This window comes from Pseudomonas sp. CHM02, from assembly GCF_000612585.1.
In the GTDB taxonomy this organism is placed as follows: domain Bacteria; phylum Pseudomonadota; class Gammaproteobacteria; order Pseudomonadales; family Pseudomonadaceae; genus Aquipseudomonas.
In genome coordinates this window covers 47097-71183 of sequence record NZ_JFCA01000036.1, presented here as the reverse complement: position 1 = coordinate 71183, position 24087 = coordinate 47097, and the positions used below count along the sequence as shown (strand labels likewise).

At 58.6% G+C, this 24087-nt stretch carries 30 protein-coding genes and 1 tRNA gene; 20 read left to right on the top strand and 11 right to left on the bottom strand.

Annotation, left to right across the window (positions count from 1 at the left end; genetic code table 11):
* The first annotated feature begins 163 nt into the window (after positions 1–163).
* Positions 164–841 carry an HAD family hydrolase gene (locus tag BM70_RS0121175; protein WP_025857847.1) on the top strand — a complete coding sequence of 226 codons (678 nt, stop codon included), beginning with the start codon at positions 164–166 and terminating at the stop codon, positions 839–841.
* A gap of 19 nt (positions 842–860) precedes the next feature.
* Here BM70_RS0121175 and BM70_RS0121170 read toward each other — a convergent pair whose 3' ends face one another.
* The 3 genes from BM70_RS0121170 to csrA all read right to left on the bottom strand — a co-directional run bounded on the left by BM70_RS0121170 (position 861) and on the right by csrA (position 1905).
* The gene (locus tag BM70_RS0121170) at positions 861–1154 is read right to left on the bottom strand and encodes a hypothetical protein (RefSeq protein ID WP_025857846.1); all 294 of its coding nucleotides are present in this window, start codon (positions 1152–1154) and stop codon (positions 861–863) included.
* 93 nt (positions 1155–1247) lie between these two features.
* Positions 1248–1499, bottom strand: a complete 252-nt coding sequence (locus BM70_RS0121165; protein WP_025857845.1) for a hypothetical protein — start codon at positions 1497–1499, stop codon at positions 1248–1250.
* A gap of 211 nt (positions 1500–1710) precedes the next feature.
* Complete coding sequence (csrA, locus tag BM70_RS0121160; protein WP_003192511.1) at positions 1711–1905, bottom strand: carbon storage regulator CsrA; 195 nt, start codon at positions 1903–1905, stop codon at positions 1711–1713.
* A 262-nt stretch (positions 1906–2167) separates the two neighbouring features.
* Between csrA and BM70_RS0121155 the strand changes: the two genes are divergently transcribed.
* Positions 2168–2533: a hypothetical protein gene (locus tag BM70_RS0121155; RefSeq protein WP_043274313.1), complete on the top strand. Its 366-nt coding sequence runs from the start codon at positions 2168–2170 to the stop codon at positions 2531–2533.
* A gap of 31 nt (positions 2534–2564) precedes the next feature.
* Here the strand turns inward: BM70_RS0121155 and BM70_RS0121150 are convergent, their stop codons facing one another.
* The 3 genes from BM70_RS0121150 to BM70_RS0121140 all read right to left on the bottom strand — a co-directional run bounded on the left by BM70_RS0121150 (position 2565) and on the right by BM70_RS0121140 (position 4843).
* Positions 2565–3254 carry an endonuclease gene (locus BM70_RS0121150; RefSeq protein WP_025857843.1) on the bottom strand — a complete coding sequence of 230 codons (690 nt, stop codon included), beginning with the start codon at positions 3252–3254 and terminating at the stop codon, positions 2565–2567.
* A 4-nt stretch (positions 3255–3258) separates the two neighbouring features.
* The gene (locus tag BM70_RS0121145; protein ID WP_025857842.1) at positions 3259–3510 is read right to left on the bottom strand and encodes a DUF1654 domain-containing protein; all 252 of its coding nucleotides are present in this window, start codon (positions 3508–3510) and stop codon (positions 3259–3261) included.
* Between the two features lie 244 nt (positions 3511–3754).
* On the bottom strand, positions 3755–4843 hold the full coding sequence (locus BM70_RS0121140; RefSeq protein ID WP_025857841.1) for an asparaginase: 1089 nt from the start codon (positions 4841–4843) through the stop codon (positions 3755–3757).
* A gap of 561 nt (positions 4844–5404) precedes the next feature.
* Between BM70_RS0121140 and BM70_RS0121135 the strand changes: the two genes are divergently transcribed.
* Genes BM70_RS0121135 through BM70_RS0121105 form a run of 7 tightly spaced genes read left to right on the top strand, consistent with a single transcriptional unit; the run spans position 5405 to position 12371 of the window.
* Positions 5405–6364 (top strand): sugar ABC transporter substrate-binding protein, encoded by a 960-nt coding sequence (locus tag BM70_RS0121135; RefSeq protein WP_025857840.1) that lies wholly within the window; start codon positions 5405–5407, stop codon positions 6362–6364.
* 57 nt (positions 6365–6421) lie between these two features.
* Positions 6422–7975 (top strand): sugar ABC transporter ATP-binding protein, encoded by a 1554-nt coding sequence (locus BM70_RS0121130; RefSeq protein WP_025857839.1) that lies wholly within the window; start codon positions 6422–6424, stop codon positions 7973–7975.
* Positions 7972–8949 carry an ABC transporter permease gene (locus tag BM70_RS0121125; RefSeq protein ID WP_010209107.1) on the top strand — a complete coding sequence of 326 codons (978 nt, stop codon included), beginning with the start codon at positions 7972–7974 and terminating at the stop codon, positions 8947–8949. Before BM70_RS0121130 ends, BM70_RS0121125 begins: the two co-directional genes overlap by 4 nt.
* 3 nt (positions 8950–8952) lie before the next feature.
* On the top strand, positions 8953–9975 hold the full coding sequence (locus tag BM70_RS0121120) for a LacI family DNA-binding transcriptional regulator (protein WP_025857838.1): 1023 nt from the start codon (positions 8953–8955) through the stop codon (positions 9973–9975).
* Positions 9976–9998: 23 nt separating this feature from the next.
* The gene (gene rbsK, locus BM70_RS0121115) at positions 9999–10916 is read left to right on the top strand and encodes a ribokinase (RefSeq protein ID WP_025857837.1); all 918 of its coding nucleotides are present in this window, start codon (positions 9999–10001) and stop codon (positions 10914–10916) included.
* Entirely contained in the window at positions 10913–11317 is a 405-nt protein-coding gene (rbsD, locus tag BM70_RS0121110; protein WP_025857836.1) for a D-ribose pyranase, read from the top strand. Before rbsK ends, rbsD begins: the two co-directional genes overlap by 4 nt.
* 25 nt (positions 11318–11342) lie before the next feature.
* Positions 11343–12371, top strand: a complete 1029-nt coding sequence (locus BM70_RS0121105; RefSeq protein ID WP_025857835.1) for a nucleoside hydrolase — start codon at positions 11343–11345, stop codon at positions 12369–12371.
* A gap of 33 nt (positions 12372–12404) precedes the next feature.
* Here BM70_RS0121105 and BM70_RS0121100 read toward each other — a convergent pair whose 3' ends face one another.
* On the bottom strand, positions 12405–12617 hold the full coding sequence (locus tag BM70_RS0121100; RefSeq protein WP_010209115.1) for a hypothetical protein: 213 nt from the start codon (positions 12615–12617) through the stop codon (positions 12405–12407).
* A gap of 171 nt (positions 12618–12788) precedes the next feature.
* On the opposite strand from BM70_RS0121100, the gene BM70_RS0121095 reads away from it, so the two are divergent.
* Together BM70_RS0121095 and BM70_RS0121090 are read left to right on the top strand one after the other, a co-directional pair.
* Complete coding sequence (locus tag BM70_RS0121095; protein ID WP_025857834.1) at positions 12789–13097, top strand: hypothetical protein; 309 nt, start codon at positions 12789–12791, stop codon at positions 13095–13097.
* A gap of 144 nt (positions 13098–13241) precedes the next feature.
* Positions 13242–13562: an I78 family peptidase inhibitor gene (locus BM70_RS0121090; RefSeq protein ID WP_025857833.1), complete on the top strand. Its 321-nt coding sequence runs from the start codon at positions 13242–13244 to the stop codon at positions 13560–13562.
* Positions 13563–13635: 73 nt separating this feature from the next.
* Here the strand turns inward: BM70_RS0121090 and BM70_RS0121085 are convergent, their stop codons facing one another.
* Positions 13636–13848 (bottom strand): cold-shock protein, encoded by a 213-nt coding sequence (locus BM70_RS0121085; protein ID WP_003234260.1) that lies wholly within the window; start codon positions 13846–13848, stop codon positions 13636–13638.
* A gap of 289 nt (positions 13849–14137) precedes the next feature.
* Entirely contained in the window at positions 14138–14452 is a 315-nt protein-coding gene (locus BM70_RS0121080; RefSeq protein ID WP_025857831.1) for a hypothetical protein, read from the bottom strand.
* Positions 14453–14820: 368 nt separating this feature from the next.
* Between BM70_RS0121080 and thrS the strand changes: the two genes are divergently transcribed.
* From thrS to BM70_RS0121035, 9 genes are all read left to right on the top strand, one after another.
* The gene (gene thrS / locus BM70_RS0121075) at positions 14821–16743 is read left to right on the top strand and encodes a threonine--tRNA ligase (protein WP_025857830.1); all 1923 of its coding nucleotides are present in this window, start codon (positions 14821–14823) and stop codon (positions 16741–16743) included.
* Positions 16743–17294 (top strand): translation initiation factor IF-3, encoded by a 552-nt coding sequence (infC, locus tag BM70_RS0121070; RefSeq protein WP_169850653.1) that lies wholly within the window; start codon positions 16743–16745, stop codon positions 17292–17294. The genes thrS and infC overlap by 1 nt, the downstream gene beginning before the upstream one ends.
* Before the next feature lie 60 nt (positions 17295–17354).
* Entirely contained in the window at positions 17355–17549 is a 195-nt protein-coding gene (gene rpmI, locus BM70_RS0121065; RefSeq protein ID WP_002553160.1) for a 50S ribosomal protein L35, read from the top strand.
* A gap of 30 nt (positions 17550–17579) precedes the next feature.
* A complete protein-coding gene (gene rplT / locus BM70_RS0121060; RefSeq protein WP_002553161.1) occupies positions 17580–17936 on the top strand; it encodes a 50S ribosomal protein L20 in 357 nt (118 codons plus the stop codon).
* A gap of 108 nt (positions 17937–18044) precedes the next feature.
* Complete coding sequence (gene pheS / locus BM70_RS0121055; protein ID WP_003192486.1) at positions 18045–19061, top strand: phenylalanine--tRNA ligase subunit alpha; 1017 nt, start codon at positions 18045–18047, stop codon at positions 19059–19061.
* A 26-nt stretch (positions 19062–19087) separates the two neighbouring features.
* A complete protein-coding gene (gene pheT / locus BM70_RS0121050) occupies positions 19088–21466 on the top strand; it encodes a phenylalanine--tRNA ligase subunit beta (protein WP_025857829.1) in 2379 nt (792 codons plus the stop codon).
* 3 nt (positions 21467–21469) lie between these two features.
* Positions 21470–21772 carry an integration host factor subunit alpha gene (ihfA, locus tag BM70_RS0121045; protein ID WP_002553164.1) on the top strand — a complete coding sequence of 101 codons (303 nt, stop codon included), beginning with the start codon at positions 21470–21472 and terminating at the stop codon, positions 21770–21772.
* Complete coding sequence (locus BM70_RS0121040) at positions 21753–22109, top strand: MerR family transcriptional regulator (protein WP_003174972.1); 357 nt, start codon at positions 21753–21755, stop codon at positions 22107–22109. The genes ihfA and BM70_RS0121040 overlap by 20 nt, the downstream gene beginning before the upstream one ends.
* 90 nt (positions 22110–22199) lie before the next feature.
* Positions 22200–22276: transfer RNA gene (locus BM70_RS0121035), tRNA-Pro, on the top strand.
* 208 nt (positions 22277–22484) lie between these two features.
* Here BM70_RS0121035 and BM70_RS0121030 read toward each other — a convergent pair.
* Both BM70_RS0121030 and BM70_RS0121025 read right to left on the bottom strand, forming a co-directional pair.
* The gene (locus BM70_RS0121030) at positions 22485–22721 is read right to left on the bottom strand and encodes a hypothetical protein (RefSeq protein ID WP_025857828.1); all 237 of its coding nucleotides are present in this window, start codon (positions 22719–22721) and stop codon (positions 22485–22487) included.
* A 37-nt stretch (positions 22722–22758) separates the two neighbouring features.
* On the bottom strand, positions 22759–24033 hold the full coding sequence (locus BM70_RS0121025) for an L-dopachrome tautomerase-related protein (RefSeq protein ID WP_218187295.1): 1275 nt from the start codon (positions 24031–24033) through the stop codon (positions 22759–22761).
* Between the last annotated feature and the right edge of the window lie 54 nt (positions 24034–24087).

The following is a 24087-nucleotide window of genomic DNA, read 5'->3' as shown; positions in this document are numbered from 1 at the left end:
GGGTGACTGACGACTCCACTGTATGAAGTGAGGGGGGTGACAAGACTTACCGCTTGATTACAAAGCTGTAATGCAATCGTGTCGGTGGCGTTTACAAGCGCCGAGGTGATCCGTAGATTGCAGTGGGCCTATCATTCGTCTTCGCCCATGAGGAAGCCCCGCAGTGTCCATCCGAGGTTCAGCCGTATTCAACCGTCGTTACCGTGCCTTTCTGTTCGATATGGATGGGACGTTGCTCAACTCCATTGCTGCCGCCGAGCGGGTGTGGAGCATCTGGGCCGAACGTCATGGCCTGGATGTGCCGGCGTTTTTGAGGACCATTCACGGCGCCCGCGCGATCGACACTATCACCCGTCAGGCACTGCCCGGCGTCGATCCCGAGGCTGAGGCGCAGTGGATTACCGAGGCAGAACTCAATGACGTCGAGGGCGTTGTCGCGATTCCAGGCGCCGTCACGTTTCTGAACAGTTTGCCGGCTGATCAATGGGCGCTGGTCACCTCGGCACCCAGGGCGCTGGCGTTGCGTCGGCTGAAAGCAGCGGGCATTGCGCCGCCGGCGGTGCTGGTGACGGCCGAAGATGTTGCCATCGGCAAGCCGAACCCTGCCTGCTACGTACTGGGCGCACAACGCCTGGGCGTGCCGGTGCAGGAGTGCCTGGTGTTCGAAGATGCGACGGTAGGCATCCGTGCGGGAGAAGCCGCAGGGGCGGACGTGATGGTCGTGACCTCGACGCATCACACGCCGTTGGTTACCGAACATCCTTCGATTGACGGGTACAAGCAGCTAAACGTACAGCGCGACGCGGAAGGCCTGTTGTCCGTGCAGAACGCGGCGAACTGATACGAAAAGGCCGAGCCCGTTACCGGTCTCTGCCTTGTTCTACGCTGGCTGGATCGGGCGGCTGCATCCGATCGTTCCTCATGCCCTGGCGTGACAGCACCATCTCCCTGAGTATTTCATTGGCCAGGCGTGCGATTGCTTCAGCGCCGCGATAATGCGCGCGCACGATCCCGGTAATCGCAAAGTGGTCGGTTTCCGGGCCGCTGAGTACGGCGGAAAGGGTTCCGTCTGCGTGCAACGTGCAGGTCACCTGATAGCTGGGCAGGCGCGCTGCCAGTGCTGATTCGATTTCTGATTTGCTCAGGGTGTCCATCTGTTTAAGCGCCTCTTACTGATCGTGCACGCCCAAGCATAGGTCCTGCTGCGGCGCTGTAAATACCGGTGATCTGATAGCGAATAAGGAACATCAGCGTCGTGTTTCTTCAGTTGTCCGCCGGCACAATCTGCGCTGCACGGATTTCTGAATGGGTTTGAGGCAGAACAGGAACAAGTACCCACAGAGCAGCAGCGCCAAGTCCAGCCATGAGTGGCGGTCAGCAGAGGTCGAGCCTTCCATTTCATACCTCAAGCCATAGGCCAGCCCCACGAAGACCAGTCCTATCAACAAGGCGATCATCCAGGACCTGTAGGCAAATGGCGGTGCGGTGGTAGACCTCATCGACGTGCTCCTGAATGCACACGGATGGCTGAGTGTCAGTCAGAAGATTCGGCTGTGAATGAAACAACAAGTTCCAGGCGTGAAGACAGTTTCATCTTTCCATGAAGATGAACACATGGGCGGTGTCGGTCACGCAACAAAGACAAGAGCAGTCCGAAGGCGTTTTCGCCAGCCGTTACAGTGAACGAAAGGGCTGGCTACTGAGAGAGCTTCAAGGCGTCTGGTTTTTGTCCGGGGCAGTCAAGCCAGCCTGGATGCGCTGGTAGATTTCCTCGCGATGCACGGCAACGTCCTTGGGTGCGTTGATGCCGATTCGTACTTGCTGGCCGCTGACGCCCAGGATGGTGATCGTGATGTCATCACCGATGTTTATGCTTTCACCAACTTTGCGGGTGAGTATAAGCATGGACTTCTCCTTGATTACTTTTAAGGACACATGTTTCAGACAGGGCAGGTGTCGGATGTGTGTAGCTTACTGCTAAGCGCTTCCCTGTGACTGCCTCTTTTAGGACGCATAGAGGCGACATTAATTCCCATGGCGGCATCATACAGGTCTGCGATACATCATTCGCATTGTTTAAGCCAATGTTTATGACGGCCAGAATAGACAGTGAATGATAAAGTCGCCTCTTTCTCTTTGAAGGAGCAGGGCAGTGCGTAAAGTAGCGATGGCAATTGCGGTGTTGGCATTGGCCGGTTGCGGTGAAGGCAAAAGCGTCGATGCGCCCAGGACCAAGCCCGCCGTGACCGAAAGCCAGCCTCAGACCGGCGCGATTGCTGCCCAGGAATGGGACTTGTGGGTAGGCCCGCCGGACCACAAGTTGCAGGCGATCACGGACCTCACAGCCTGGTTGCTGGAGCATGGTTTCAGTTTTTATATCGTGAAGGTAGACGGTAAGGACGAAGTGCTGCTGGGCCCGTTCGCCACCAAGGCGGAGGCCGAGGCCAAGCAGGCGTTACTTAACGAGAAGATGGCCCGCGCCAAGAAAACCGACACGGTGTCAGAGGTCATTGAGCACAAAACCGCGCAATAACGGCTTGGATGGGCGGAGGTCCCGCCCACGCTCAACCACAGGCTTTCAGGTTTACCGGGCCGACGAACTCATTGCCGCGTCCCATCACACATGCCACGGTCTGGTTGCGCTGGCGCTCCCAGGCCTGCACCGGGTAGGTCTTGTTCCAGGCTTCGTACAGCTGGCGATCCTGTTTGGAAAGGCGCAGGCCGTACTGCTTGCTCATATAGAAATACGTACGGGCGATCATTCCACGGATGGATGGGCGCGGCATGACCTTCTTGGCCTTGAAGTCCACCTGGGTCAGGCATGAACCGTACTGCCCGCTTTGCACCGGCAGCCAGCCAAAACTGAAATTGTTACGGTCGCCGTTGACCTCGCCGATGCTCGGCACCAGGTTGTGCAGGTCGGCTTCGGCACGCTTGAACACTTCATCGTGGCGCGTGCAGTTCTTGCGCCCCCCGTCCTGCCAGCACTGGCGCTGATGCCCGATCTGCCAGGCTGGAACAATGTGCTCCCATTCGATGCGCGCGGCGCGGTTGGCATTTTTGCGCGGGATGTAGCCACAGGCTTTAAGGTCCACGCGATTACCGGTGTATTTGCAGCCGCAATAGAACTCGGTGGATTGTGGGGCGTAAAGCTTCCAGGCGACTTTCTTGGCTTCGTTGAACGTACGGGGAGCCTGGGCCTGGGCGGTGACGGCAAAAAACAGGCAGCACACCGCGATAAAACGGACACTCATTGAATCAATCTTCCTTCGGCACAACCCAGAAAATCTGCACACCACCGTCATCTCGATAGGCGAGGGTGACGTTGTCGTTCTCCGCAATCTCTTCCAGCAAACGCGCCCATTCATCCTCTGGTTCATCCGGCAAACGGAAGATCAACGCCGCCTTGGCTTTCTGCGCGTTGGTCGAGTTGATGATCTTTTGCACACGAATAGCCAGGCGTTCGTAGGCGTCGGGTAGGGTTGGCACTGCGGAAGAGGACTTTGCCACGGAGTATTCCTTAATAAGCTGTACGCACATACAGTATTTAACTGTAGGCGATTTCGCAACTGCTTAAACTTCAAGAAGTTCGTCTGACAGCAATTCAGGCGATTTTTTGTAGGAGCCGGGGAGGAGAGTTGTAGGAGCAAGCTTGCTCGCGAGAGGCTTGAGGGCGATGGGTTAAACCAGACAGACCGCGTCATCGTTAACGACCTTCGCGAGCAAGCTCGCACCTACGGGGAAAAACCAGGAATCAATATTCCCAGAAAATCCGCTGCAGCTCTTTGCTGTCCTGGGTCTTGGTCAGGGCGACCATCGCCAGGATGCGGGCTTTCTGTGGGTTCAGGTCGAGGGCAGCCACCCAGTCGTATTTGTCGTCAGGCTGTTCGGCGTTGCGCAGCACCATGCCGCCGGCGTTCACGTGGGAAGAACGAATGATCTGTACACCTTGCTTGCGCAGTTCCACCAAGGCAGGTACGACTTTGGAGGACACGGAGCCGTTGCCAGTACCGGCGTGGATGATGGCTTTTGCGCCAGCTTGGGCCAGGGCCTTGTAGGCGGTATCGCTCACGTTGCCATAGCCATAGGCGATCTCGACATCAGGCAGGCTCTTGATGTTCTTGATATCGAACTCCGAATCCAGGGTGTGACGCTTGGCGGGCAGGCGGAACCAGTAGGATTTGCCTTCAACCACCATGCCCAGCGGGCCCCACGGGCTCTTGAACGCTTCGGTCTTGATATTGATCATCTTGCTGACGTCGCGACCCGACTGGATCTCGTCGTTCATGGTCACCAGCACGCCTTTGCCGCGTGCATCCTTGCTACCGGCCACGGCCACGGCGTTGTACAGGTTGAGCATGCCGTCGGCCGACATGGCGGTGCCTGGGCGCATGGAACCGACCACCACGATTGGCTTATCGGTCTTTTCCACCAGGTTCAGGAAGTAGGCGGTTTCTTCCAGAGTGTCGGTACCGTGGGTGATCACGATGCCGTCCACGTCCTTGCTGTCAGCCAGCTCGGCGACACGGCGACCCAGTTGCAGCAGGTTTTCGTTGTTGATGCTTTCGGACGCAATTTGCATCACTTGCTCGCCACGCACATTGGCGATCTGGCTAAGCTCAGGAACGCCGGCGATCAGTTGTTCGATGCCGACTTTGGCCGCCTGGTAGGTGGCACTGTTGGCCGCACTGGCGCCGGCGCCGGCAATGGTGCCGCCGGTGGCAAGAATCACCACGTTGGACAGCGTGGTCTTGGTTTCAGCTTCCTTTGCCTGGGCGGCAACAGGGAACAGCAGCAGGAGGGCTAACGCGCCCGGGACAAAAGTCTTCAGTGCAGATTTCATTATTTTTCTCTCTGGTTTTTGATGAGTGCTGTAGCCGGTTCATCTAGAACACCCGGGCGGTTCTGAATGCCCGAGGTGATGGAGTAGAGCAGGATTTGTACCAGGCTGATTGTGTTCGAAGATATAAAATAAATTATTGATTTATAACAAATTATTGTGATTTTTTGAGATGATCGATCAATCAGGCGTCCGGCTTTCCGAACATCGGACTGCATGACGTTCGGATGTCCGAAAAAGGTGGCTGCCGGGTCTTGGGATCTGCATGAGTGATGCAGCGCAACCTGTCGTTTTAGAGAACGACCGGGAGAGGGCAATGTTTAATGGGCGACGTAGCCTGGCGAGAGGGAAGGGCTGGAGGGCGTAGATGAAAGGCTGTTTTCAACCGTTGACAAATCTCGACAAGGTTCTCATAGTTTGAATAACGCAAACGTTTGCGAGATGTTTCACGGAACACTCCTGGAGTATCGTGACAGCTCGTATCAGCCACCCGGGTGGGAAGGCTGCCGAAGCGCTCTTCGGTGCAAGCGTTGCTCACAATAATCATAAGATCGGAGTGAACCCATGAAGCTGCCATTCGCTGGACGTCTTCTTGCTGTCGCTGTGCTTGCCGCCGCATCCGCTGCCCTGCCTCTCTCCTCTGCATTTGCCGATGACGCCGCCGCCAAACCCAAGGTCGGCCTGGTCATGAAATCCCTCGCCAATGAATTCTTCGTCACCATGCAAGACGGTGCCAAGACATACCAGAAAGAACACGCCGCCGACTTCGACATGATCACCAACGGGATCAAGAACGAAACCGATACCAGCGCGCAGATCGACATCGTCAACCAGATGATCCTTGCCAAGGTCAACGCCATCGTCATCGCCCCCGCCGACTCCAAGGCACTGGTCACCGTGCTGAAGAAAGCCTCGGACGCCGGCATCAAGGTCGTCAACATCGACAACCGCCTGGACCCGGACGTACTTAAAAGCAAAAACCTCGACATTCCGTTCGTAGGCCCGGACAACCGCAAAGGCTCCAAGCTGGTGGGCGACTACCTGGCCAAACAACTGGCATCGGGTGACAAGGTCGGCATCATCGAAGGTGTACCGACAACCACCAACGCCCAGCAGCGTACCGCAGGCTACAAGGATGCGATGGACGCTGCCGGCATGAAGATTGTCTCCACTCAATCCGGCAACTGGGAAATTGACCAGGGCCAGAAAGTGGCTTCCGCCATGCTGAGCGAGTACCCGGACCTCAAGGCCCTGTTGGCCGGTAACGACAACATGGCCCTGGGCGCTGTCTCCGCCGTGCGTGCGGCAGGCAAGGCCGGCAAGGTATTGGTCGTGGGCTACGACAACATCGAAGCCATCAAGCCGATGCTGCAGGACGGCCGTGTGCTGGCGACCGCTGACCAGGCTGCTGCCCAGCAAGCCGTGTTCGGTATCCAGAATGCGCTCAAGCTGGTCAAGGGTGAGAAGGTCGACTCCAAAGACGGCGTGATCGAGACCCCGGTCGAACTCGTCCTCAAGAAGTAATCCTGGCAGTACCCAACAGCGTCCGCTCGTCCTGAGCGGGCGCCTGGAGATTTTCCTATGTCATCTTCCGCCCCGAACGCTGTCCTCTCGGTCAGCGGTATCGGCAAGACCTATGCCCAACCGGTTCTGTCCGACATCACCCTGACGCTCAATCGCGGGGAAGTGCTCGCGCTGACCGGTGAGAACGGCGCAGGCAAAAGTACCTTGTCGAAGATCATCGGCGGGCTGGTCACGCCGACCACCGGGCACATGCAGTTCAATGGCCAGGACTACCGCCCCGGCAGCCGCACCCAGGCCGAAGAGCTGGGCGTGCGCATGGTCATGCAGGAGCTTAACCTGCTGCCGACGCTGACCGTCGCCGAAAACCTGTTCCTGGATAACCTGCCCAGCCACTGTGGCTGGATCAGTCGCAAGCAACTGCGCAAGGCCGCGATCGAGGCCATGGCCCAGGTCGGCCTGGACGCCATCGACCCCGACACGCTGGTTGGCAGCCTGGGCATTGGTCATCAGCAGATGGTCGAGATCGCCCGTAACCTGATCGGCGATTGTCATGTACTGATCCTCGACGAACCCACGGCCATGCTCACGGCGCGTGAAGTCGAGATGCTGTTTGAGCAAATCACCCGCCTGCAGGCCCGGGGCGTGGCGATCATCTACATTTCGCACCGGCTGGAAGAGCTGGCCCGTGTTGCCCAGCGCATTGCGGTACTGCGCGACGGCAAGCTGGTCTGTGTCGAGCCGATGGCCAACTACAACAGCGAGCAACTGGTGACCTTGATGGTCGGTCGCGAGCTGGGCGAACACATCGACCTGGGCCCGCGCACGATCGGTGGCCCGGCCCTGACGGTGAAAGGCTTGACGCGCTCGGACAAGGTGCGCGATGTGTCCTTCGAAGTGCGCGCAGGCGAGATCTATGGCATCTCCGGCCTGATCGGCGCCGGTCGCACCGAGTTGTTGCGCCTGATCTTCGGCGCCGACCTGGCCGACAGCGGCACGGTGGCGCTCGGCTCGCCGGCCCAGGTAGTGAGCATTCGCTCGCCCGTGGATGCGGTGGGTCATGGCATTGCGCTGATCACCGAAGACCGCAAAGGCGAAGGCCTGCTGCTGACCCAATCCATCAGCGCCAACATTGCCTTGGGTAACATGCCGGAAATCTCCGGCGGCGGCGTGGTCAACAGTCGCGACGAAACGGCCTTGGCCAAGCGTCAGATCGATGCCATGCGCATCCGCAGTTCCAGCCCGGCGCAGTTGGTTTCCGAACTGTCCGGCGGTAACCAGCAGAAGGTGGTGATCGGCCGCTGGCTGGAGCGCGACTGTTCGGTGATGCTGTTCGACGAGCCGACCCGCGGCATCGACGTCGGTGCCAAATTCGATATTTATGCCTTGCTGGGCGAATTGACCCGCCAGGGCAAAGCGCTGGTGGTGGTGTCCAGCGATCTGCGTGAACTCATGCTGATCTGTGACCGCATCGGCGTGTTGTCCGCCGGGCGCTTGATCGAGACGTTCGAGCGCGACAGCTGGACCCAGGACGAATTGCTCGCCGCCGCCTTCGCCGGCTATCAGAAACGTGATGCGCTGCTCAACGACGCAGTGCTTAGGGATACCCCATGAAAACCACAACTTCCCCCGGCAAGACTGGCGGCAACTTCTACGGCCTGGGCACCTACCTGGGCCTGGCGGGCGCCTTGCTGGCGATGATTGCGCTGTTCTCTGTGCTCAGCGATCACTTCCTGTCCTATGACACCTTCAGCACCCTGGCCAACCAGATTCCGGACCTGATGGTACTGGCGGTGGGCATGACCTTCATCCTGATCATCGGCGGTATCGACCTGTCGGTGGGCTCGGTACTCGCACTGGCGGCGTCGGCGGTCAGCGTGGCGATTCTCGGCTGGGGCTGGAGCGTGTTGCCAGCTGCCGTGCTGGGCATGGGCTGCGCGGCATTGGCCGGTACCATCACCGGCTCGATCACCGTGGCTTGGCGTATTCCGTCGTTCATCGTATCCCTCGGCGTGCTGGAAATGGCCCGTGGCGTGGCGTACCAGATGACCGGCTCGCGCACCGCTTACATCGGTGATTCGTTCGCCTGGCTGTCCAACCCGATTGCCTTTGGCATCTCGCCATCATTCATCATTGCCTTGCTGGTGATCATCGCCGCGCAACTGGTATTGACCCGCACGGTGTTTGGTCGTTACCTGATCGGTATCGGCACCAACGAAGAGGCCGTGCGCCTGGCGGGGATCAATCCCAAGCCGTACAAGATCCTGGTGTTCAGCCTCATGGGCCTGCTGGCCGGTGTGGCGGCGCTGTTTCAGATTTCGCGCCTGGAAGCGGCGGATCCGAATGCCGGTTCCGGCCTGGAACTGCAAGTGATCGCGGCCGTAGTGATCGGCGGCACCAGCCTGATGGGCGGGCGTGGCTCGGTGATCAGTACCTTTTTTGGTGTGTTGATTATTTCGGTATTGGCGGCTGGCCTGGCGCAGATCGGTGCCACGGAACCCACGAAGCGCATCATCACCGGTGCCGTGATCGTGATTGCCGTGGTCCTCGATACCTACCGCAGCCAGCGCGCCAGTCGGCGAGGCTGAACCATGGCAACGATCAAGGATGTGGCAGCGCTTGCAGGTATTTCCTACACGACGGTGTCCCATGTGGTGAACAAGACGCGCCCGGTCAGCGAGCCGGTGCGCATCAAGGTCGAGGCGGCGATCAAGCAGCTCGACTATGTGCCCAGTGCCGTCGCGCGTTCGCTCAAGGCCAAGACCACTGCCACCATTGGTCTGCTGGTGCCCAACAGCCTCAACCCGTATTTTGCGGAGCTGGCCCGCGGCATCGAGGATTACTGCGAGCGTAACGGCTACTGCGTGATCCTTTGCAACTCCGACGACAACGCTGAAAAGCAACGCAGCTATTTGCGCGTGTTATTGGAGAAGCGTATCGACGGCTTGATCGTGACCTCGGTCGGCGGCGACGACAGCGGCCTGGCCGCCGGCTTGAGCGCGGTGCGCACGCCGATGGTGATCGTCGACCGGGCGCTGGACGGCATTGACGTGGACCTTGTGCGTATCGATCACGAGGAAGGTGCCTACCTGGCGACTCGGCACTTGCTCGAACTGGGCCACCGCGACATCGCCTGCATTGGCGGCCCGGCCCGTACCCGTGTCGCGCAAATGCGCCTGGCGGGGTATCACCGTGCGTTGCGCGAGGCGGGCGTGGAGGTGGCGGCCAATCGCACCCAGGAAAGCGACTTCACCAGCACCGGCGGGTATGCCGCTGCCGTGCAGTTGCTGGCGCACAACCCGCCCAGTGCGATCTTCGCCAGCAACGACATGATTGGTTTCGGCGTGTTGCGCGCAGCAGCAGAGCGCAATATTCGTGTGCCGGGCGAGCTGTCGGTGATCGGTTTCGATGACATTCAAATGGGCCGGTACGTCTACCCGGCGTTGACCACGGTCGGGCAGTCGATCGTGCAACTGGGCGAGACGGCGGCCGAGCTGTTGCTGCGAAGAATTGCGACACCCCAACTGCCGATCGATCAACGCATCGTGACGCCGAGCATCGTATTGCGTGAGTCGACGGCGCCTGTCGCCGGTACGTTCGCCCAATACCGCTGAACCGAATTGATGAGTACTGATGTATGCCAGCAAAAGTAGTGGTAGTAGGCAGCTTGAACATGGACCTGGTGACCCGCGCCAGCCGGCTGCCGCGTGCCGGTGAGACCTTGATCGGTCAGACGTTTTCCACCGTGCCCGGCGGCAAGGGCGCCAACCAGGCGGTGGCCTCGGCACGCCTGGGGGCCGATGTCTCGATGATTGGCTGTGTCGGTACCGATGCCTACGGCGCCCAATTGCGAGACGCGTTGCTGGTGGAGGGCATCGATTGCCAGGCCGTCAGTACCGTGGACGGCTCCAGCGGCGTGGCCCTGATCGTGGTCGATGACAGCAGCCAGAACGCGATTGTGATTGTTGCGGGCAGTAACGGCGAACTGACGCCAGCCTCGTTGCAGGCGTTTGACGCGGTGCTGCAAGCGGCTGATGTGATCGTCTGCCAGCTGGAAGTGCCGATGAATACGGTGGGCCATGCCCTCAAGCGCGGTCGTGAGCTGGGCAAGACCGTGATCCTCAACCCGGCTCCGGCCAGCGCTCCGTTGCCGGCCGAGTGGTATGCCTCGATCGACTACCTGATTCCCAATGAAAGCGAAGCCACCGCACTGAGCGGCGTGACGGTCGACTCCCTTGACAGTGCCAAGGTCGCGGCGACCCAGCTTATCCAGGCGGGTGCCGGCAAAGTCATCATCACCTTGGGCTCCCAGGGGGCGCTGTTTACTGATGGCCAGGGCTTCGAGCACCTGCTGGCGCCGAAGGTCAAGGCGGTCGACACCACAGCGGCGGGCGATACTTTCGTCGGTGGTTTTGCTGCGGCACTGGCCAATGGCAAAAGCGAGGCCGAGGCCATTCGTTTTGGCCAGGTCGCTGCCGCGCTGTCGGTCACCCGCGCCGGCGCGCAACCCTCTATTCCAACGCTGCACGACGTACAAGGTTTTGTGCCCTCATGAAAAAGACACCTTTGCTCAATATCGCCCTGTCGCGTGTCATCGCCTCTCTTGGCCATGGTGACATCCTGGTGATCGGTGACGCTGGCCTGCCAGTGCCGCCGGGCGTCGAGTTGATTGACCTGGCGTTGACCCAGGGCATTCCGGATTTCATCAGCACCTTGCGTGTCGTGCTCAGCGAAATGCAGGTGGAGCGCCACGTGCTGGCGGAAGAAATCCTGCTCAAGCAACCAGCGGCGCTGGCCGAGCTCAATACGCTCACAGAGCAGGCCGCTCTTGGTGAACGGCGGCTGGTCAGCCATGAAGAGTTCAAGCAGCTCAGCCACAAGGCGCGCGCCGTGGTGCGCACCGGCGAGTGCCAGCCTTACTGCAATATCGCGCTGGTGTCCGGCGTAACGTTCTAGAATTCCCAACGACAAGGAGTGTTTTATGCAACGTGGTCTCCCAACCCTGAAAAACCTGTTCCGGAGTGTTCTGCTCTTGTCCGCACTCACTGCTGCAAGCGCCCAGGCGGCGGAAAAAATCGACCTGATCATCGACACCGACCCAGGTGCCGATGACGTGGTGGCATTGCTGTTCGCCATGGCCTCTCCGGAGGAGCTGAACATTCGTGCGCTGACCACCGTCGCCGGCAATGTGCGCCTGGACAAGACCTCCCGTAACGCCCGTCTGGCCCGCGAGTGGGCAGGGCGCGAGGACATTCCGGTGTACGCCGGTGCGCCAGCGCCACTGCTGCGCACGCCGATCTACGCCGAGAACATTCACGGCAAGGAAGGTATTTCCGGCGTCACTGTGCACGAGCCCAAAAAAGGCCTGGCTGACGGCAATGCCGTTGACTACCTGGTCAAGACCCTGAGCACCGCCAAGCCACACAGCATCACCATCGCCATGCTCGGCCCACAGACCAACCTGGCGCTGGCGCTGACCCAGGCACCGGAAATCACCCAAGGCATCAAGGAAGTGGTGGTGATGGGCGGTGCTCATTTCAACGGCGGCAATATCACGCCGGTGGCGGAGTTCAACCTGTTCGCCGACCCGGTCGCGGCCGAGATTGTGCTCAAGAGTGGCGTCAAGCTGACCTACCTGCCGCTGGACGTGACCCACAAGGTACTGACCAGCGAAACGCGCCTGAAAAAGATCGCCGACCTCAAGAACAACGCAAGCAAGGTCGTTGGCGATATTCTCAACGAGTACGTCAAGGGCGACATGGAACACTACGGTATTCCAGGCGGCCCGGTGCATGACGCTACCGTCGTTGCTTACCTGCTCAAGCCTTCGCTGTTCAGTGGCCGTGAAGTCAACGTGGTAGTGGACAGCCGTGAAGGCCCGACTTTCGGCCAGACCATCGTCGACTGGTACGACGGCCTGAAACAACCGAAGAATGCGTTCTGGGTGGAGAACGGCGATGCCCAGGGCTTCTTCGATCTGCTGACCGAGCGCCTGGCGCGTCTGAAATAATGGGTTGACCGGTCGGCGTTCGCCGGCCGGTTCTTATTCGCGCTCGGGGTCGTGTGCCCCCATGTGATCGGCCGGGTATTTCTCGAATATCTGGCCGATGAACGCTTGCGCCGCTTGTGTGCCCAGTTCCTTGACCAGTAGGTCGATACCAATGATCGCCAATTCCTCTGGGCTTCCAGGGCTGTAGGAGCTCTGTCCTTGGGGCCACTTGGCTTTGATGTCGGCTTGAAGCGTTACGGTGGTCATGGATATCTCGTGGGGCTGAAAGTGCTGGGCAATGCGCTGGAACGCGGTTCTTACCGGGCCAGTTAACCATTTTGCATCGTATTTGGCACTGATACTTAGGCATGAGGCGATTCGGAATGACGGCGGTGCTGTGCGACACTGTCCGCCTGTTTAATTGCCGGGGAACACCGCGTGCAGATCGACTTGAACAACCCCGAGAACCTGACGCTGGCGAATGTCCGACAGCTTCTCGCCAGCGCCAGTGACGGCGAACATGCCCAGTTGCGGGTGAACAAGGCCGGGATCGCCTATATCTCCTCAGGGAGGGTCGTAGGTGGCGTGGACATCGACGGGCTGCTGTTTCGTCTGGAGACCTGGGCCAAGGGGTCCGGATACGTAGGCAATGTGGCTGCCAGCGATGAAGTCTGGGTGACGCAGATTTTCAATGCACTGAACGAAAACTGGCCGAAGCCGGCGTCCGACTACATCGACATCTACTGAACACATTCATATCTGGTCACGATTGACCGGGCGAATGCCTCTCGAGAGTCAGGCAGACTTGCCCAGCGGCGGTTTACGTCTTGAAACCAATCCGCCCAATCGCTGTCGCACGATCTCTGTCCATTTTTTATCATAGGAGGCTTCATGCCTTGGAAGCTCGCATCATTCGGTACTTTGTTGGCAGCACTCGCGTTGGCGGGTTGCAGCACCCCGGGTGCCTCTGAGCCAGCCAAAGACGCCGCCGTGGCCGATGCCGGTCATAGCCGCTGTGAGTCGAAGGCCGCCGAATTCACCATCGGCCAGAAAGCGTCGCCCCAGTTGCTGGAGCAGGCGCGTACCCGTGCCGGTGCGCAGAACGCACGGATCCTCAAGCCTAACGATATGATCACCCTGGAATACCGCTCCGACCGCCTGAACCTGAACACCGACGACAACCTGGTGATCACGCGCGTCAATTGCGGCTAAGCCTTTTTTGGCTTTTGCAGCGCCCATAAAAAACCCCGTCACATGGACGGGGTTTTTTTAGCTCAGCGGAGAATTACTCGCCGCGAACCTGTGCAGCTTGCATACCCTTTTGGCCTTTCTCAGCCACGAAGGAAACGGTTTGGCCTTCTTTCAGGCTTTTGAAACCGTCGCTTTCGATAGCTTTGAAGTGTACGAACAGGTCGTCACCGCCACCTTGAGGAGTGATGAAGCCGAAGCCTTTTTCATCGTTGAACCATTTAACGGTGCCGGTTTGGCGATTAGACATGGTGTATCTCCAAGAAACATATATTTTCAGTAGTGCTGTGCTGCTCAGGCCAACTGGGCACACTGGGCTATCATAGTCGAAATGTTCGGCTTGGGAGCCCCCCCAAGGCATTGTTTGCTAATCAATAGCGTTGCGTTTAGTACCCTTTTCGGCTGAAAGCCCCGATCTACGGGGCTTTGGTTCGAAATATCAACTGGTAAAAAAACCCGTAAAAGCTGCGTAATTTGTGAGAAATGGCAGTTTTTGGGCTGTTTTACCCGTAAAAAAGCCGTGTGATCAGTGGCAGATCTTACTTTTTCTTCACGACTTTGCAGGACGAAATGGCCGCGACGGCTTTGTTTTTAAGCTCCGGGCTGGCGTTCTGGTTGGTCATGAGCTCTTTGATTTCGGCGGTGCTCAATTCGGCGTTGATCTTGTCAGCGCCACATTCGCAGTGGGCTTTGGCAGTTTTGACGTCTACGTTCTGGCTGGCGGCTGCGCTGCAATCGCTGACGAAGCTGTCGCGAGCACCGGCTGGCCAGTTCGACGGGGCTGCTGCCTGCGTGCCAAGGGAAAGGAGGGTCAGGGAAACGGCGAGAGCGAGGGTAGAGGTAAAACGCATCATGAGGATGCTCCTTTGGGTCGAGGACGAACGGCGATTCTCAGTGGGTTTGAGGCATTGCGTACAGCTCAAGTTCACTTTTGCAGCTATAAAGGCCGGATTTTGTCGTTACGCAAGATAGCAGCGCCGCGATGACCGTTCATCTGTGCTAGCATCTTGCGCTTGGCTATTTCCAGGCGTGCCAGTTGCCGCCTTGCCAGGTTCTTTTTTAGCTCACTCCAGTCACTCTGGTTCGATTATCGGTTGGCCGAAAGGCTCCTGCCGCTGTAAGGCAGGCGTTCATCACTGAACGGCCTGGTATTGGATCTTGTACTGGCTCATCCCAACCCACGTGACCTTTGGTAGGGGTCACCACTAGGAGAGGAGGCGCCATGCCAACTATTACTCTTCCCGACGGCAGTCAACGTTCATTCGATCATTCGGTTTCCGTAGCCGAGGTCGCCGCATCCATTGGTGCAGGCCTGGCCAAGGCCACCGTGGCCGGCAAGGTCGACGGCAAGCTCGTCGACGCCAGCGACTTGATCACCAGTGACGCCAGCCTGCAAATCATCACGCCCAAGGATCAAGAGGGGCTGGAGATCATTCGCCACTCTTGCGCGCACCTGATTGGCCATGCGGTCAAGCAGCTGTACCCCACCGCGAAGATGGTGATCGGTCCGGTCATTGAAGAAGGCTTCTATTACGACATCGCCTACGAGCGTCCTTTCACCCCGGACGACCTGGCCGCCATCGAACAGCGCATGCACGCGCTGATCGAAAAAGATTACGACGTGATCAAGAAAGTCACGCCGCGCGCCGAAGTGATCGATGTGTTCACCGCCCGTGGTGAAGACTACAAGCTGCGCCTGGTGGAAGACATGCCGGACGAGCAGGCCATGGGCCTGTACTACCACGAAGAATACGTCGACATGTGCCGTGGCCCGCACGTGCCGAACACGCGCTTCCTCAAGTCGTTCAAGCTGACCAAGCTGTCCGGTGCCTACTGGCGTGGCGACGCGAAGAACGAGCAACTGCAACGGATCTACGGCACTGCCTGGGCTGACAAGAAGCAGCTGGCGGCCTACATCCAGCGCATCGAAGAAGCCGAGAAACGTGACCATCGCAAGATCGGCAAGCGCCTGAACCTGTTCCACCTCCAGGAAGAAGCGCCGGGCATGGTGTTCTGGCACCCGAACGGCTGGACCCTGTACCAGGTGCTCGAGCAGTACATGCGCAAGGTCCAGCGCGAGAACGGCTACCTGGAGATCAAGACGCCTCAGGTCGTTGACCGTAGCCTGTGGGAGAAATCCGGGCACTGGGCCAACTACGCCGACAACATGTTCACCACCCAGTCGGAAAACCGCGACTACGCCATCAAGCCGATGAACTGCCCATGCCACGTGCAGGTCTTCAACCAGGGTCTGAAGAGCTACCGCGAGTTGCCGATGCGCCTGGCCGAGTTCGGTGCCTGCCACCGTAACGAGCCATCGGGTGCGCTGCACGGCATCATGCGTGTGCGTGGCTTTACCCAGGACGACGCCCACATCTTCTGCACCGAAGAGCAGATGCAGGCCGAATCCGCCGCATTCATCAAGTTGACCATGGACGTTTATCGCGATTTCGGCTTTACCGAAGTCGAAATGAAGCTGTCCACTCGTCCGGAAAAGCGCGTCGGCTCCGACGAGCTGTGGGATCGCGCCGAAGCTGCACTGGCCGCAGCACTGGACAGCGCGGGCCTCGCGTATGACCTGCAGCCGGGTGAGGGCGCGTTCTACGGTCCGAAGATCGAGTTCTCGCTGAAAGATTGCCTTGGTCGCGTCTGGCAGTGTGGTACCCTGCAGCTCGATTTTAACCTGCCGATCCGTCTGGGAGCCGAATACGTCTCCGAAGACAACAGCCGTAAACACCCGGTTATGCTGCACCGGGCGATCCTCGGCTCGTTCGAACGGTTCGTCGGGATCCTGATCGAGCACTACGAGGGTGCGTTCCCTGCGTGGCTGGCTCCGACCCAGGCAGTGATCATGAATATCACTGATAAACAGGCAGATTTTGCCGCTGAAGTTGAAAAAACACTCAACGAAAGCGGATTTCGTGCCAAGTCCGACTTGAGAAATGAAAAGATCGGCTTTAAAATCCGCGAGCATACTTTGCTCAAGGTTCCCTATCTTTTGGTTATCGGAGATCGGGAAGTCGAGATGCAGACTGTCGCTGTGCGTACTCGTGAAGGTGCTGACCTGGGCTCGATGCCCGTCGCCCAGTTCGCTGAGTTCCTCGCGCAAGCGGTTTCCCGGCGTGGTCGCCCAGATTCGGAGTAATTATTATTAAGCGTGAAATGAGACAAGATAAACGAGCTGCACCGAAAGCCCCGATCAACGAGAATATCTCGGCACGCGAGGTTCGGTTAATTGGCGCTGACGGCGAGCAGATTGGCATCGTCTCGATTGATGAAGCGCTTCGTATCGCTGAAGAGTCCAAATTGGACCTGGTGGAAATCTCCGCCGACGCAGTCCCGCCTGTTTGCCGGGTGATGGACTACGGCAAGTCGATCTTCGAAAAGAAGAAGCAGATTGCTGCGGCGAAGAAGAACCAAAAGCAGATTCAAGTAAAAGAAATCAAGTTTCGTCCAGGGACGGAGGAAGGGGATTACCAGGTAAAACTGCGCAACCTGGTACGTTTCCTGAGTGATGGGGACAGGGCCAAGGTATCCTTGCGATTCCGCGGCCGTGAGATGGCCCACCAGGAGCTGGGGATGGAACTCCTCAAGCGGGTTGAAGCTGACCTGCTTGAGTACGGTTCGGTCGAACAGCATCCTAAGATGGAAGGACGCCAGCTGATCATGGTCATCGCCCCGAAAAAGAAGAAGTAATCAACAGGGCACGGCAGGCCTTCTGATTATGTTTATCAACTGAATGCGGAGTATCCGAACATGCCAAAGATGAAGACTAAAAGTGGTGCTGCTAAGCGGTTTCTGAAAACTGCTAACGGTATCAAGCACAAGCACGCTTTCAAGAGCCACATCCTGACCAAAATGTCGACCAAGCGTAAGCGTCAACTGCGCGGTAGCAGCTTGCTGCATCCGTCTGACGTGGCAAAAGTCGAGCGCATGCTGCGCCTTCGTTAATTTTTGGATCAAGAATAGAGGAAGTAACTCATGGCTCGTGTAAAGCGTGGCGTCATTGCCCGTAAACGTCACAAAAAAATTCTGAAACTTGCTAAAGGCTACTACGGCGCGCGTTCACGCGTATTCCGTGTTGCCAAGCAAGCGGTAATCAAGGCAGGCCAATACGCCTACCGTGACCGTCGTCAGAAAAAACGTCAGTTCCGCGCTCTATGGATCGCTCGTATCAACGCTGGTGCACGTGTTAACGGTCTGTCCTACAGCCGTTTCATCGCCGGCCTGAAAAAAGCGTCCATCGAGATCGACCGTAAGGTTCTGGCTGATCTGGCAGTGAACGAAAAAGCGGCGTTTGCTGCGATTGTCGAGAAAGCTAAAGCCACGTTGGCTTAAGTACCCCCGACAGTCACCCTGGGTTACGCTGTAGCCCAAGGTGTTAAACGTCATAAATAGGGGAAGAGCCTTCAAGCTCTTCCCCTATTTTGTATCTGGAGTCTGTACATGGAAAACCTGGACGCGCTCGTCGCTCAAGCCCTTGAGGCTGTGCAAAGCGCTGAAGATGTAAATGCCCTGGAGCAAATCCGGGTTCACTACCTTGGCAAAAAAGGTGAATTGACTCAGGTGATGAAGACCCTGGGGAATTTGCCGGCTGAAGAGCGCCCGCAAGTCGGTGCGTTGATCAACGTCGCCAAGGAGCGTGTCACAGAGGTTCTCAATGCGCGCAAGGCGTCGCTCGAGGAGGCCGATCTTGCGGCCAAGCTCGCCGCCGAGTCCATTGACGTCACCTTGCCTGGCCGTGGCCAGGCCTCGGGCGGTCTGCATCCGATCACCCGGACTCTGGAACGTATCGAGCAGTTCTTCACCCATATTGGCTACGGCATCGCCGAAGGCCCTGAGGTCGAAGACGACTATCACAACTTCGAAGCGCTCAACATCCCAGGCCATCACCCAGCCCGGTCGATGCACGACACTTTCTATTTCAATGCGAACATGCTGCTGCGCACCCATACCTCGCCGGTACAGGTCCGCACCATGGAAGCGAACAAGCCGCCGATCCGCATCGTCTGCCCAGGCCGTGTGTACCGTAGCGACTCCGATATCACCCACTCGCCGATGTTCCACCAGGTCGAAGGCCTGCTGGTTGATCGCGACATCAACTTCGCCGACCTCAAGGGCACCATCGAAGAGTTCCTGCGGGTGTTCTTCGAGAAGGAGCTGGCGGTGCGTTTCCGTCCTTCGTTCTTCCCGTTCACCGAGCCCTCCGCTGAAGTCGACATGGAATGCGTGATGTGCAGCGGTAAAGGCTGCCGCGTCTGCAAGCAGACCGGCTGGCTGGAAGTGATGGGCTGCGGCATGGTTCACCCTAACGTGCTGCGCATGTCCGGGATCGACCCGGAAGAATTCTCGGGCTTTGCCTTCGGCATGGGCGTTGAGCGTCTGGCCATGCTGCGTTACGGCGTGAACGACTTGCGTCTGTTCTTCGACAACGACTTGCGGTTCCTCGCGCAATTTCGCTAGTCGTAACGAATCTTTAGGAGAGCAGGATGAAATTCAGTGAACAATGGCTGCGTGGCTGGGTAAGCCCGCAGGTAGATCGCGACGCGCTGGTTGCGCGTCTGTCGATGGCCGGTCTTGAGGTCGATAGCGTTACCCCGGCCGCCGGTGTCTTCAGTGGCGTGGTGGTGGGCGAGGTGCTGAGCACCGAGCAACACCCTGATGCCGATAAGTTGCGTGTGTGCCAGGTCAGCAATGGTGTGGAAACCTTCCAGGTCGTGTGCGGAGCGCCCAATGTGCGCCCGGGCCTGAAGATTCCGTTCGCCATGATCGGTGCCGAGCTGCCGGGCGACTTCAAGATCAAGAAAGCCAAGCTGCGCGGCGTTGAGTCCAACGGCATGCTGTGCTCCCAGGCGGAGCTGCAGGTAGGCGAGGGCAACGATGGCTTGATGGAACTGCCGGCCGATGCGCCAGTGGGCCAGGACATCCGTGTTTACCTGGAACTGGAAGACGCCAGCATCGAGGTCGACCTGACCCCGAACCGCGGCGACTGCCTGTCCCTGGCCGGCCTGGCGCGTGAAGTGGGTGCGTTGTACAACGCTCCGGTCACTCGTCCAGCCGTTGCCGCCGTGCCGGCTGTGCACGACGAAGTACGCCCGATTGACGTGCTGGCGCCAAACGCCTGCCCGCGTTACCTGGGCCGTGTGATCCGCAACGTCGACCTGTCCAAGCCCACCCCGCTGTGGATGGTTGAGCGCTTGCGTCGCGCCGACGTACGCAGCATCGACGCTGCCGTCGACATCACCAACTACGTGATGCTGGAGCTGGGTCAACCGTTGCACGCGTTCGATCTCGCCGAAATCAACGGCGGCATCCGTGTACGCATGGCCGAAGAGGGCGAGAAGCTGGTGCTGCTCGATGGTCAGGAAGTCAGCCTGCGTGCCGACACCCTGGTCATCGCTGACCACTCCCGTGCCCTGGCGATTGCCGGCGTAATGGGTGGCGAGCACAGCGGTGTGTCCGAGACCACCCGTGACGTGTTCCTTGAAAGTGCCTTCTTCGACCAGATCGCTATCGCCGGCAAGGCCCGTTCCTACGGGCTGCACACCGATGCATCGCACCGCTATGAGCGCGGCGTGGACTGGAAGCTGGCGCGTGAAGCCATGGAGCGCGCCACAGGCCTGCTGCTGGAAATCACCGGTGGCGAAGCTGGCCCGATCACTGAAACCGTCAACGAGCAGTACCTGCCGTCCGTTGCGCCGATCACCCTGCGCGCCAAAAGTGTCGAGCAGATGCTCGGCCTGGTGATCGCGCCGGCTGAAATCGAGCAACTGCTGTCCGCCCTCGGCCTGGGTATTTCCTCAAGTGGGGAAGGGCAGTGGCACGTTGAAGTACCAAGCCATCGCTTCGATATCAGCCTGGAAGTCGACCTGATCGAAGAACTGGCCCGCCTCTACGGTTACAACCGTCTGCCGGTCCGTTACCCGCAAGCGCGCCTGGCGCCACAGCCGAAGGCCGAAGCGCGTGCGCACCTGCCTGAGCTGCGTCGTTTGCTGGTCGCTCGTGGTTACCAGGAAGCAGTGACCTACAGCTTCATTGATCCCAAGCAGTTCGAGCTGTTCAATCCAGGTGTCGAGCCGCTGCTGCTGGCCAACCCGATTTCCAACGACATGGCAGCCATGCGTTCGTCGCTGTGGCCTGGCCTGGTGAAAGCACTTTCCCATAACCTGAACCGTCAGCAAGACCGCGTGCGCATGTTCGAAAGCGGCCTGCGCTTCGTCGGCCAACTCGACGGCCTGAAGCAAGAGCCAATGCTGGCTGGCGTGGTGTGCGGTAGCCGCCTGCCGGAAGGTTGGGCACAGGGTCGCGATGCCGTGGACTTCTTTGACGTCAAGGCTGACGTGGAAGCGGTACTGGGCTTTGCCGGTGCTCTGGATGCGTTCACCTTCGTACCTGGCAGCCACCCGGCGTTGCACCCGGGCCAGACGGCCCGCATCGAGCGCGAAGGGCGCTTGGTGGGCTTCATCGGCGCAATTCACCCTGAACTCTCGAAAACGTTGGGTCTTGACCGTCCGGTTTTCGTCTTCGAGCTGGTTCTGGCTGAAGTCGCTTCGGGCAAAATGCCTAAATTCAGCGAGCTGTCGCGCTTCCCTGAAGTGCGTCGTGACCTGGCGTTGATTGCCGACCGCGAAGTGGCCGCCACTGCCGTTCTGGATGTAATCCGTGAAAATGCAGGGGAATGGCTGACAGACCTCAGGCTATTTGACGTCTATCAGGGTAAAGGTATTGATCCGCATAGAAAAAGCCTTGCAGTTGGCTTGACCTGGCAGCATCCATCGCGCACTCTTAATGACGATGAGGTGAATACCACGACACAAAATATCCTCACCTCGCTCGAACAAAGGTTGAACGCCACGTTAAGGAAGTGACGTATGGGGGCTTTGACGAAAGCTGAGATGGCGGAACGTCTGTACGAAGAGTTGGGTCTGAACAAGCGCGAGGCCAAGGAATTGGTCGAGCTGTTTTTTGAAGAGATCAGACACGCTCTGGAAGACAACGAACAGGTCAAATTGTCCGGTTTCGGCAATTTTGACCTGCGGGACAAACGCCAGCGGCCTGGCCGCAATCCAAAAACGGGAGAAGAAATCCCGATCACGGCTCGCCGTGTGGTCACCTTTCGTCCAGGGCAGAAGTTGAAGGCCCGAGTTGAGGCTTATGCTGGAACCAAGTCATAACGACGAGCTACCCGTCATCCCAGGCAAACGCTACTTCACCATTGGTGAAGTCAGCGAGCTCTGCGCGGTAAAACCGCACGTGCTGCGCTATTGGGAGCAGGAGTTTCCTCAACTCAACCCCGTCAAACGCACCGGGAACCGTCGGTATTATCAGCGCCAGGATGTGCTGATGATCCGACAGATCCGCGCGTTGCTGTACGATCAAGGGTTCACCATCAGCGGCGCACGCCAGCGCATGTCCGGTGATGAAGCCAAAGACGACACCACCCAATACAAGCAACTGATCCGCCAGATGATCTCCGAACTCGAAGATGTGCTGGTGGTTCTGAAAAAGTAATTCCGGCTTTTAAAATACTTCCACATTTCAAAAGCTTGCGGTATATTCCGGATCGCTTCGTCAAGAAGCGAACCCAGTAACACGCCTAGTCGGGGCGTAGCGCAGTCCGGTAGCGCACTAGCATGGGGTGCTAGGGGTCGAGTGTTCGAATCACTCCGTCCCGACCATATTTTTCAATGAGTAAGCCCAATCTGAAAAGGTTGGGCTTTTTCATGTCTGCGAAATGCCCTCCACGATCACGCCCAAGTGAAATCTGCTCGTGACCAACGCCGACGCCAAGGGTGTCGTGCGTAATCTGCTGGCCGAAGGCCTGGAAGAGGTCTCCGACAGAGGCAAACTTCGCCCGAAGGTCGCGCCGCACTTAGAGCACGCGGCTTATGTTCTGGCGAGACTGAACCGGGAAATCAGCCACCGAACGAGTGGGAAAGACACGAGCTGGGTCACGGGAACCAGAACCGCGACTTCCACCAGCACCATGAATGGAAAGCTCAAGTCATGGGTAACCGGCCCCAGTAACGTCAGGACCAGCAAGAGCGTCGGATATAGGCCGAGATAGCCGATCAGGATGCGCTTGGCCGCTGAGTCCTGCGGCGGTTGGCTGCGTTGATTCATTGTGTTCTCCTCAGTTGCTCCGGAGGTTCGCGTAAGCCTAAGGCGCCGAACCTGTCTGAGACGTTTGGTCGCCTAACAGGAGGCGCCACAGGTCAAAACGTTCAGCGCCGGGCTTGACTGAGCCCGCGAGGTGATCGTTCAGCGCACTTGATGTAAAAAGCAGTTCGCCGTCGGGCATCAAGGACGGTGTATCAGGCCAATGCACATTGTCATCTGCGGCAATCAATGCCATCACTTTGGTGTGGGCGTCATACTTGACGATGCCATTGTGTGTGACGTCTGTGATATAGAGATTGCCTTTGGCATCCGTCACGATCCCATCCGTGTTACCGCCTACCGGGCCCAGATCTTCAATGGCCGCTGCGACCTGTGCCGTGGTGGCGTCGGGTTTTCTCAGGATCGAGGTTGGAATCGAATGGGCGCGGGTGCCGGTTGTCACCGTCCAGTAAAGAGTGTCGGCGTCCGGAGACAATGCAACTCCGTTGATACCAATCTTCAGTGGTTTACCTGGCCACACCTCTGCGCCGTGAGCGATGACATTCACGCCGGGCTCCACATCCAGTGCCGGGTGCTTGTCCAATACACGCCGTGACGTGCCCGAGGCGAAATCCACAACAATCAGGCCCACCTTGTTGTTCGGCGCACTGCGTGAGCCGCTATCTGATATATAGGCCACGCGGCGGCGCTCATCGACCACGATGTCATTGAGAAGGCTGCCAGCGCGGTCGGCTACCTGGTCAAGTTTAATGCGTTTCACCGTGCGTCCTGACTTCAGGTCGAGTACCAGTACCTTCTGAGAATTCGCGGGTGCTTCAGACTCACCCGCGACAAATCCCATGTCCAGGGCCCACAGCCAGCCGTTGCGGTTATCCACATAAAAACCAAGCACGCTGCGCAGGCTGTCTGCCGCAGAGCCCGCGACGGCATTGGCTTGTATCGACGGGAACGCTGTCAGGCGAGCCGGGCCGGTCTGCACGCGGGTGTCCAGTATGCTCAGCGTTGCTGTAAGGGATGCTGACGCCAAGCGAGGCGTGCTCACAAAGGCCCTGCCTTGGTTGTCGAAATGCAACCCGGCAATGGGGGCGTTCACCGAGTCGGCGAAAGGCGTTGCGCTCGTGTTTTCAACTGCGGGCTCCCAACTCACGCCGGCGTAACTGCGCCAGCGCTCCAGTCGAGCGCCATCGGCTGCACTTGCGGTTTGGAGGAAGGTGATGGCCGTGGCCAGCATGAGCGTGGTCAGGGAGAGCGGGCGAGGAGACATGATGAAGCACCGTTGTTGGTGTTGAGTGGCATCCAGTAAAGCGATGCGCATGAAATAACCTGGCCGCACTGAGCGGATAGCCGCTGCGGTGCGACCAGGCAACGT

Excerpts from the sequence above, each read along its gene's own strand:
- BM70_RS0121090 (WP_025857833.1), top strand. The coding sequence starts at position 13,242 with ATGCCTTGGAAGCTCGCATCATTCGGTACTTTGTTGGCAGCACTCGCG.
- BM70_RS0121150 (WP_025857843.1), bottom strand. The coding sequence starts at position 3,254 with ATGAGTGTCCGTTTTATCGCGGTGTGCTGCCTGTTTTTTGCCGTCACC.
- rplT (WP_002553161.1), top strand. The coding sequence starts at position 17,580 with ATGGCTCGTGTAAAGCGTGGCGTCATTGCCCGTAAACGTCACAAAAAA.
- pheS (WP_003192486.1), top strand. The coding sequence starts at position 18,045 with ATGGAAAACCTGGACGCGCTCGTCGCTCAAGCCCTTGAGGCTGTGCAA.
- BM70_RS0121100 (WP_010209115.1), bottom strand. The coding sequence starts at position 12,617 with ATGACCACCGTAACGCTTCAAGCCGACATCAAAGCCAAGTGGCCCCAA.
- BM70_RS0121140 (WP_025857841.1), bottom strand. The coding sequence starts at position 4,843 with ATGAAATCTGCACTGAAGACTTTTGTCCCGGGCGCGTTAGCCCTCCTG.
- rbsK (WP_025857837.1), top strand. The coding sequence starts at position 9,999 with ATGCCAGCAAAAGTAGTGGTAGTAGGCAGCTTGAACATGGACCTGGTG.
- BM70_RS0121030 (WP_025857828.1), bottom strand. The coding sequence starts at position 22,721 with ATGAATCAACGCAGCCAACCGCCGCAGGACTCAGCGGCCAAGCGCATC.
- pheT (WP_025857829.1), top strand. The coding sequence starts at position 19,088 with ATGAAATTCAGTGAACAATGGCTGCGTGGCTGGGTAAGCCCGCAGGTA.
- BM70_RS0121170 (WP_025857846.1), bottom strand. The coding sequence starts at position 1,154 with ATGGACACCCTGAGCAAATCAGAAATCGAATCAGCACTGGCAGCGCGC.
- BM70_RS0121120 (WP_025857838.1), top strand. The coding sequence starts at position 8,953 with ATGGCAACGATCAAGGATGTGGCAGCGCTTGCAGGTATTTCCTACACG.
- BM70_RS0121040 (WP_003174972.1), top strand. The coding sequence starts at position 21,753 with ATGCTGGAACCAAGTCATAACGACGAGCTACCCGTCATCCCAGGCAAA.
- rpmI (WP_002553160.1), top strand. The coding sequence starts at position 17,355 with ATGCCAAAGATGAAGACTAAAAGTGGTGCTGCTAAGCGGTTTCTGAAA.
- BM70_RS0121085 (WP_003234260.1), bottom strand. The coding sequence starts at position 13,848 with ATGTCTAATCGCCAAACCGGCACCGTTAAATGGTTCAACGATGAAAAA.
- BM70_RS0121165 (WP_025857845.1), bottom strand. The coding sequence starts at position 1,499 with ATGAGGTCTACCACCGCACCGCCATTTGCCTACAGGTCCTGGATGATC.
- BM70_RS0121105 (WP_025857835.1), top strand. The coding sequence starts at position 11,343 with ATGCAACGTGGTCTCCCAACCCTGAAAAACCTGTTCCGGAGTGTTCTG.
- BM70_RS0121130 (WP_025857839.1), top strand. The coding sequence starts at position 6,422 with ATGTCATCTTCCGCCCCGAACGCTGTCCTCTCGGTCAGCGGTATCGGC.
- csrA (WP_003192511.1), bottom strand. The coding sequence starts at position 1,905 with ATGCTTATACTCACCCGCAAAGTTGGTGAAAGCATAAACATCGGTGAT.
- BM70_RS0121125 (WP_010209107.1), top strand. The coding sequence starts at position 7,972 with ATGAAAACCACAACTTCCCCCGGCAAGACTGGCGGCAACTTCTACGGC.
- rbsD (WP_025857836.1), top strand. The coding sequence starts at position 10,913 with ATGAAAAAGACACCTTTGCTCAATATCGCCCTGTCGCGTGTCATCGCC.
- BM70_RS0121025 (WP_218187295.1), bottom strand. The coding sequence starts at position 24,033 with ATGCGCATCGCTTTACTGGATGCCACTCAACACCAACAACGGTGCTTC.
- BM70_RS0121080 (WP_025857831.1), bottom strand. The coding sequence starts at position 14,452 with ATGATGCGTTTTACCTCTACCCTCGCTCTCGCCGTTTCCCTGACCCTC.
- BM70_RS0121155 (WP_043274313.1), top strand. The coding sequence starts at position 2,168 with ATGGCAATTGCGGTGTTGGCATTGGCCGGTTGCGGTGAAGGCAAAAGC.
- ihfA (WP_002553164.1), top strand. The coding sequence starts at position 21,470 with ATGGGGGCTTTGACGAAAGCTGAGATGGCGGAACGTCTGTACGAAGAG.
- BM70_RS0121135 (WP_025857840.1), top strand. The coding sequence starts at position 5,405 with ATGAAGCTGCCATTCGCTGGACGTCTTCTTGCTGTCGCTGTGCTTGCC.
- thrS (WP_025857830.1), top strand. The coding sequence starts at position 14,821 with ATGCCAACTATTACTCTTCCCGACGGCAGTCAACGTTCATTCGATCAT.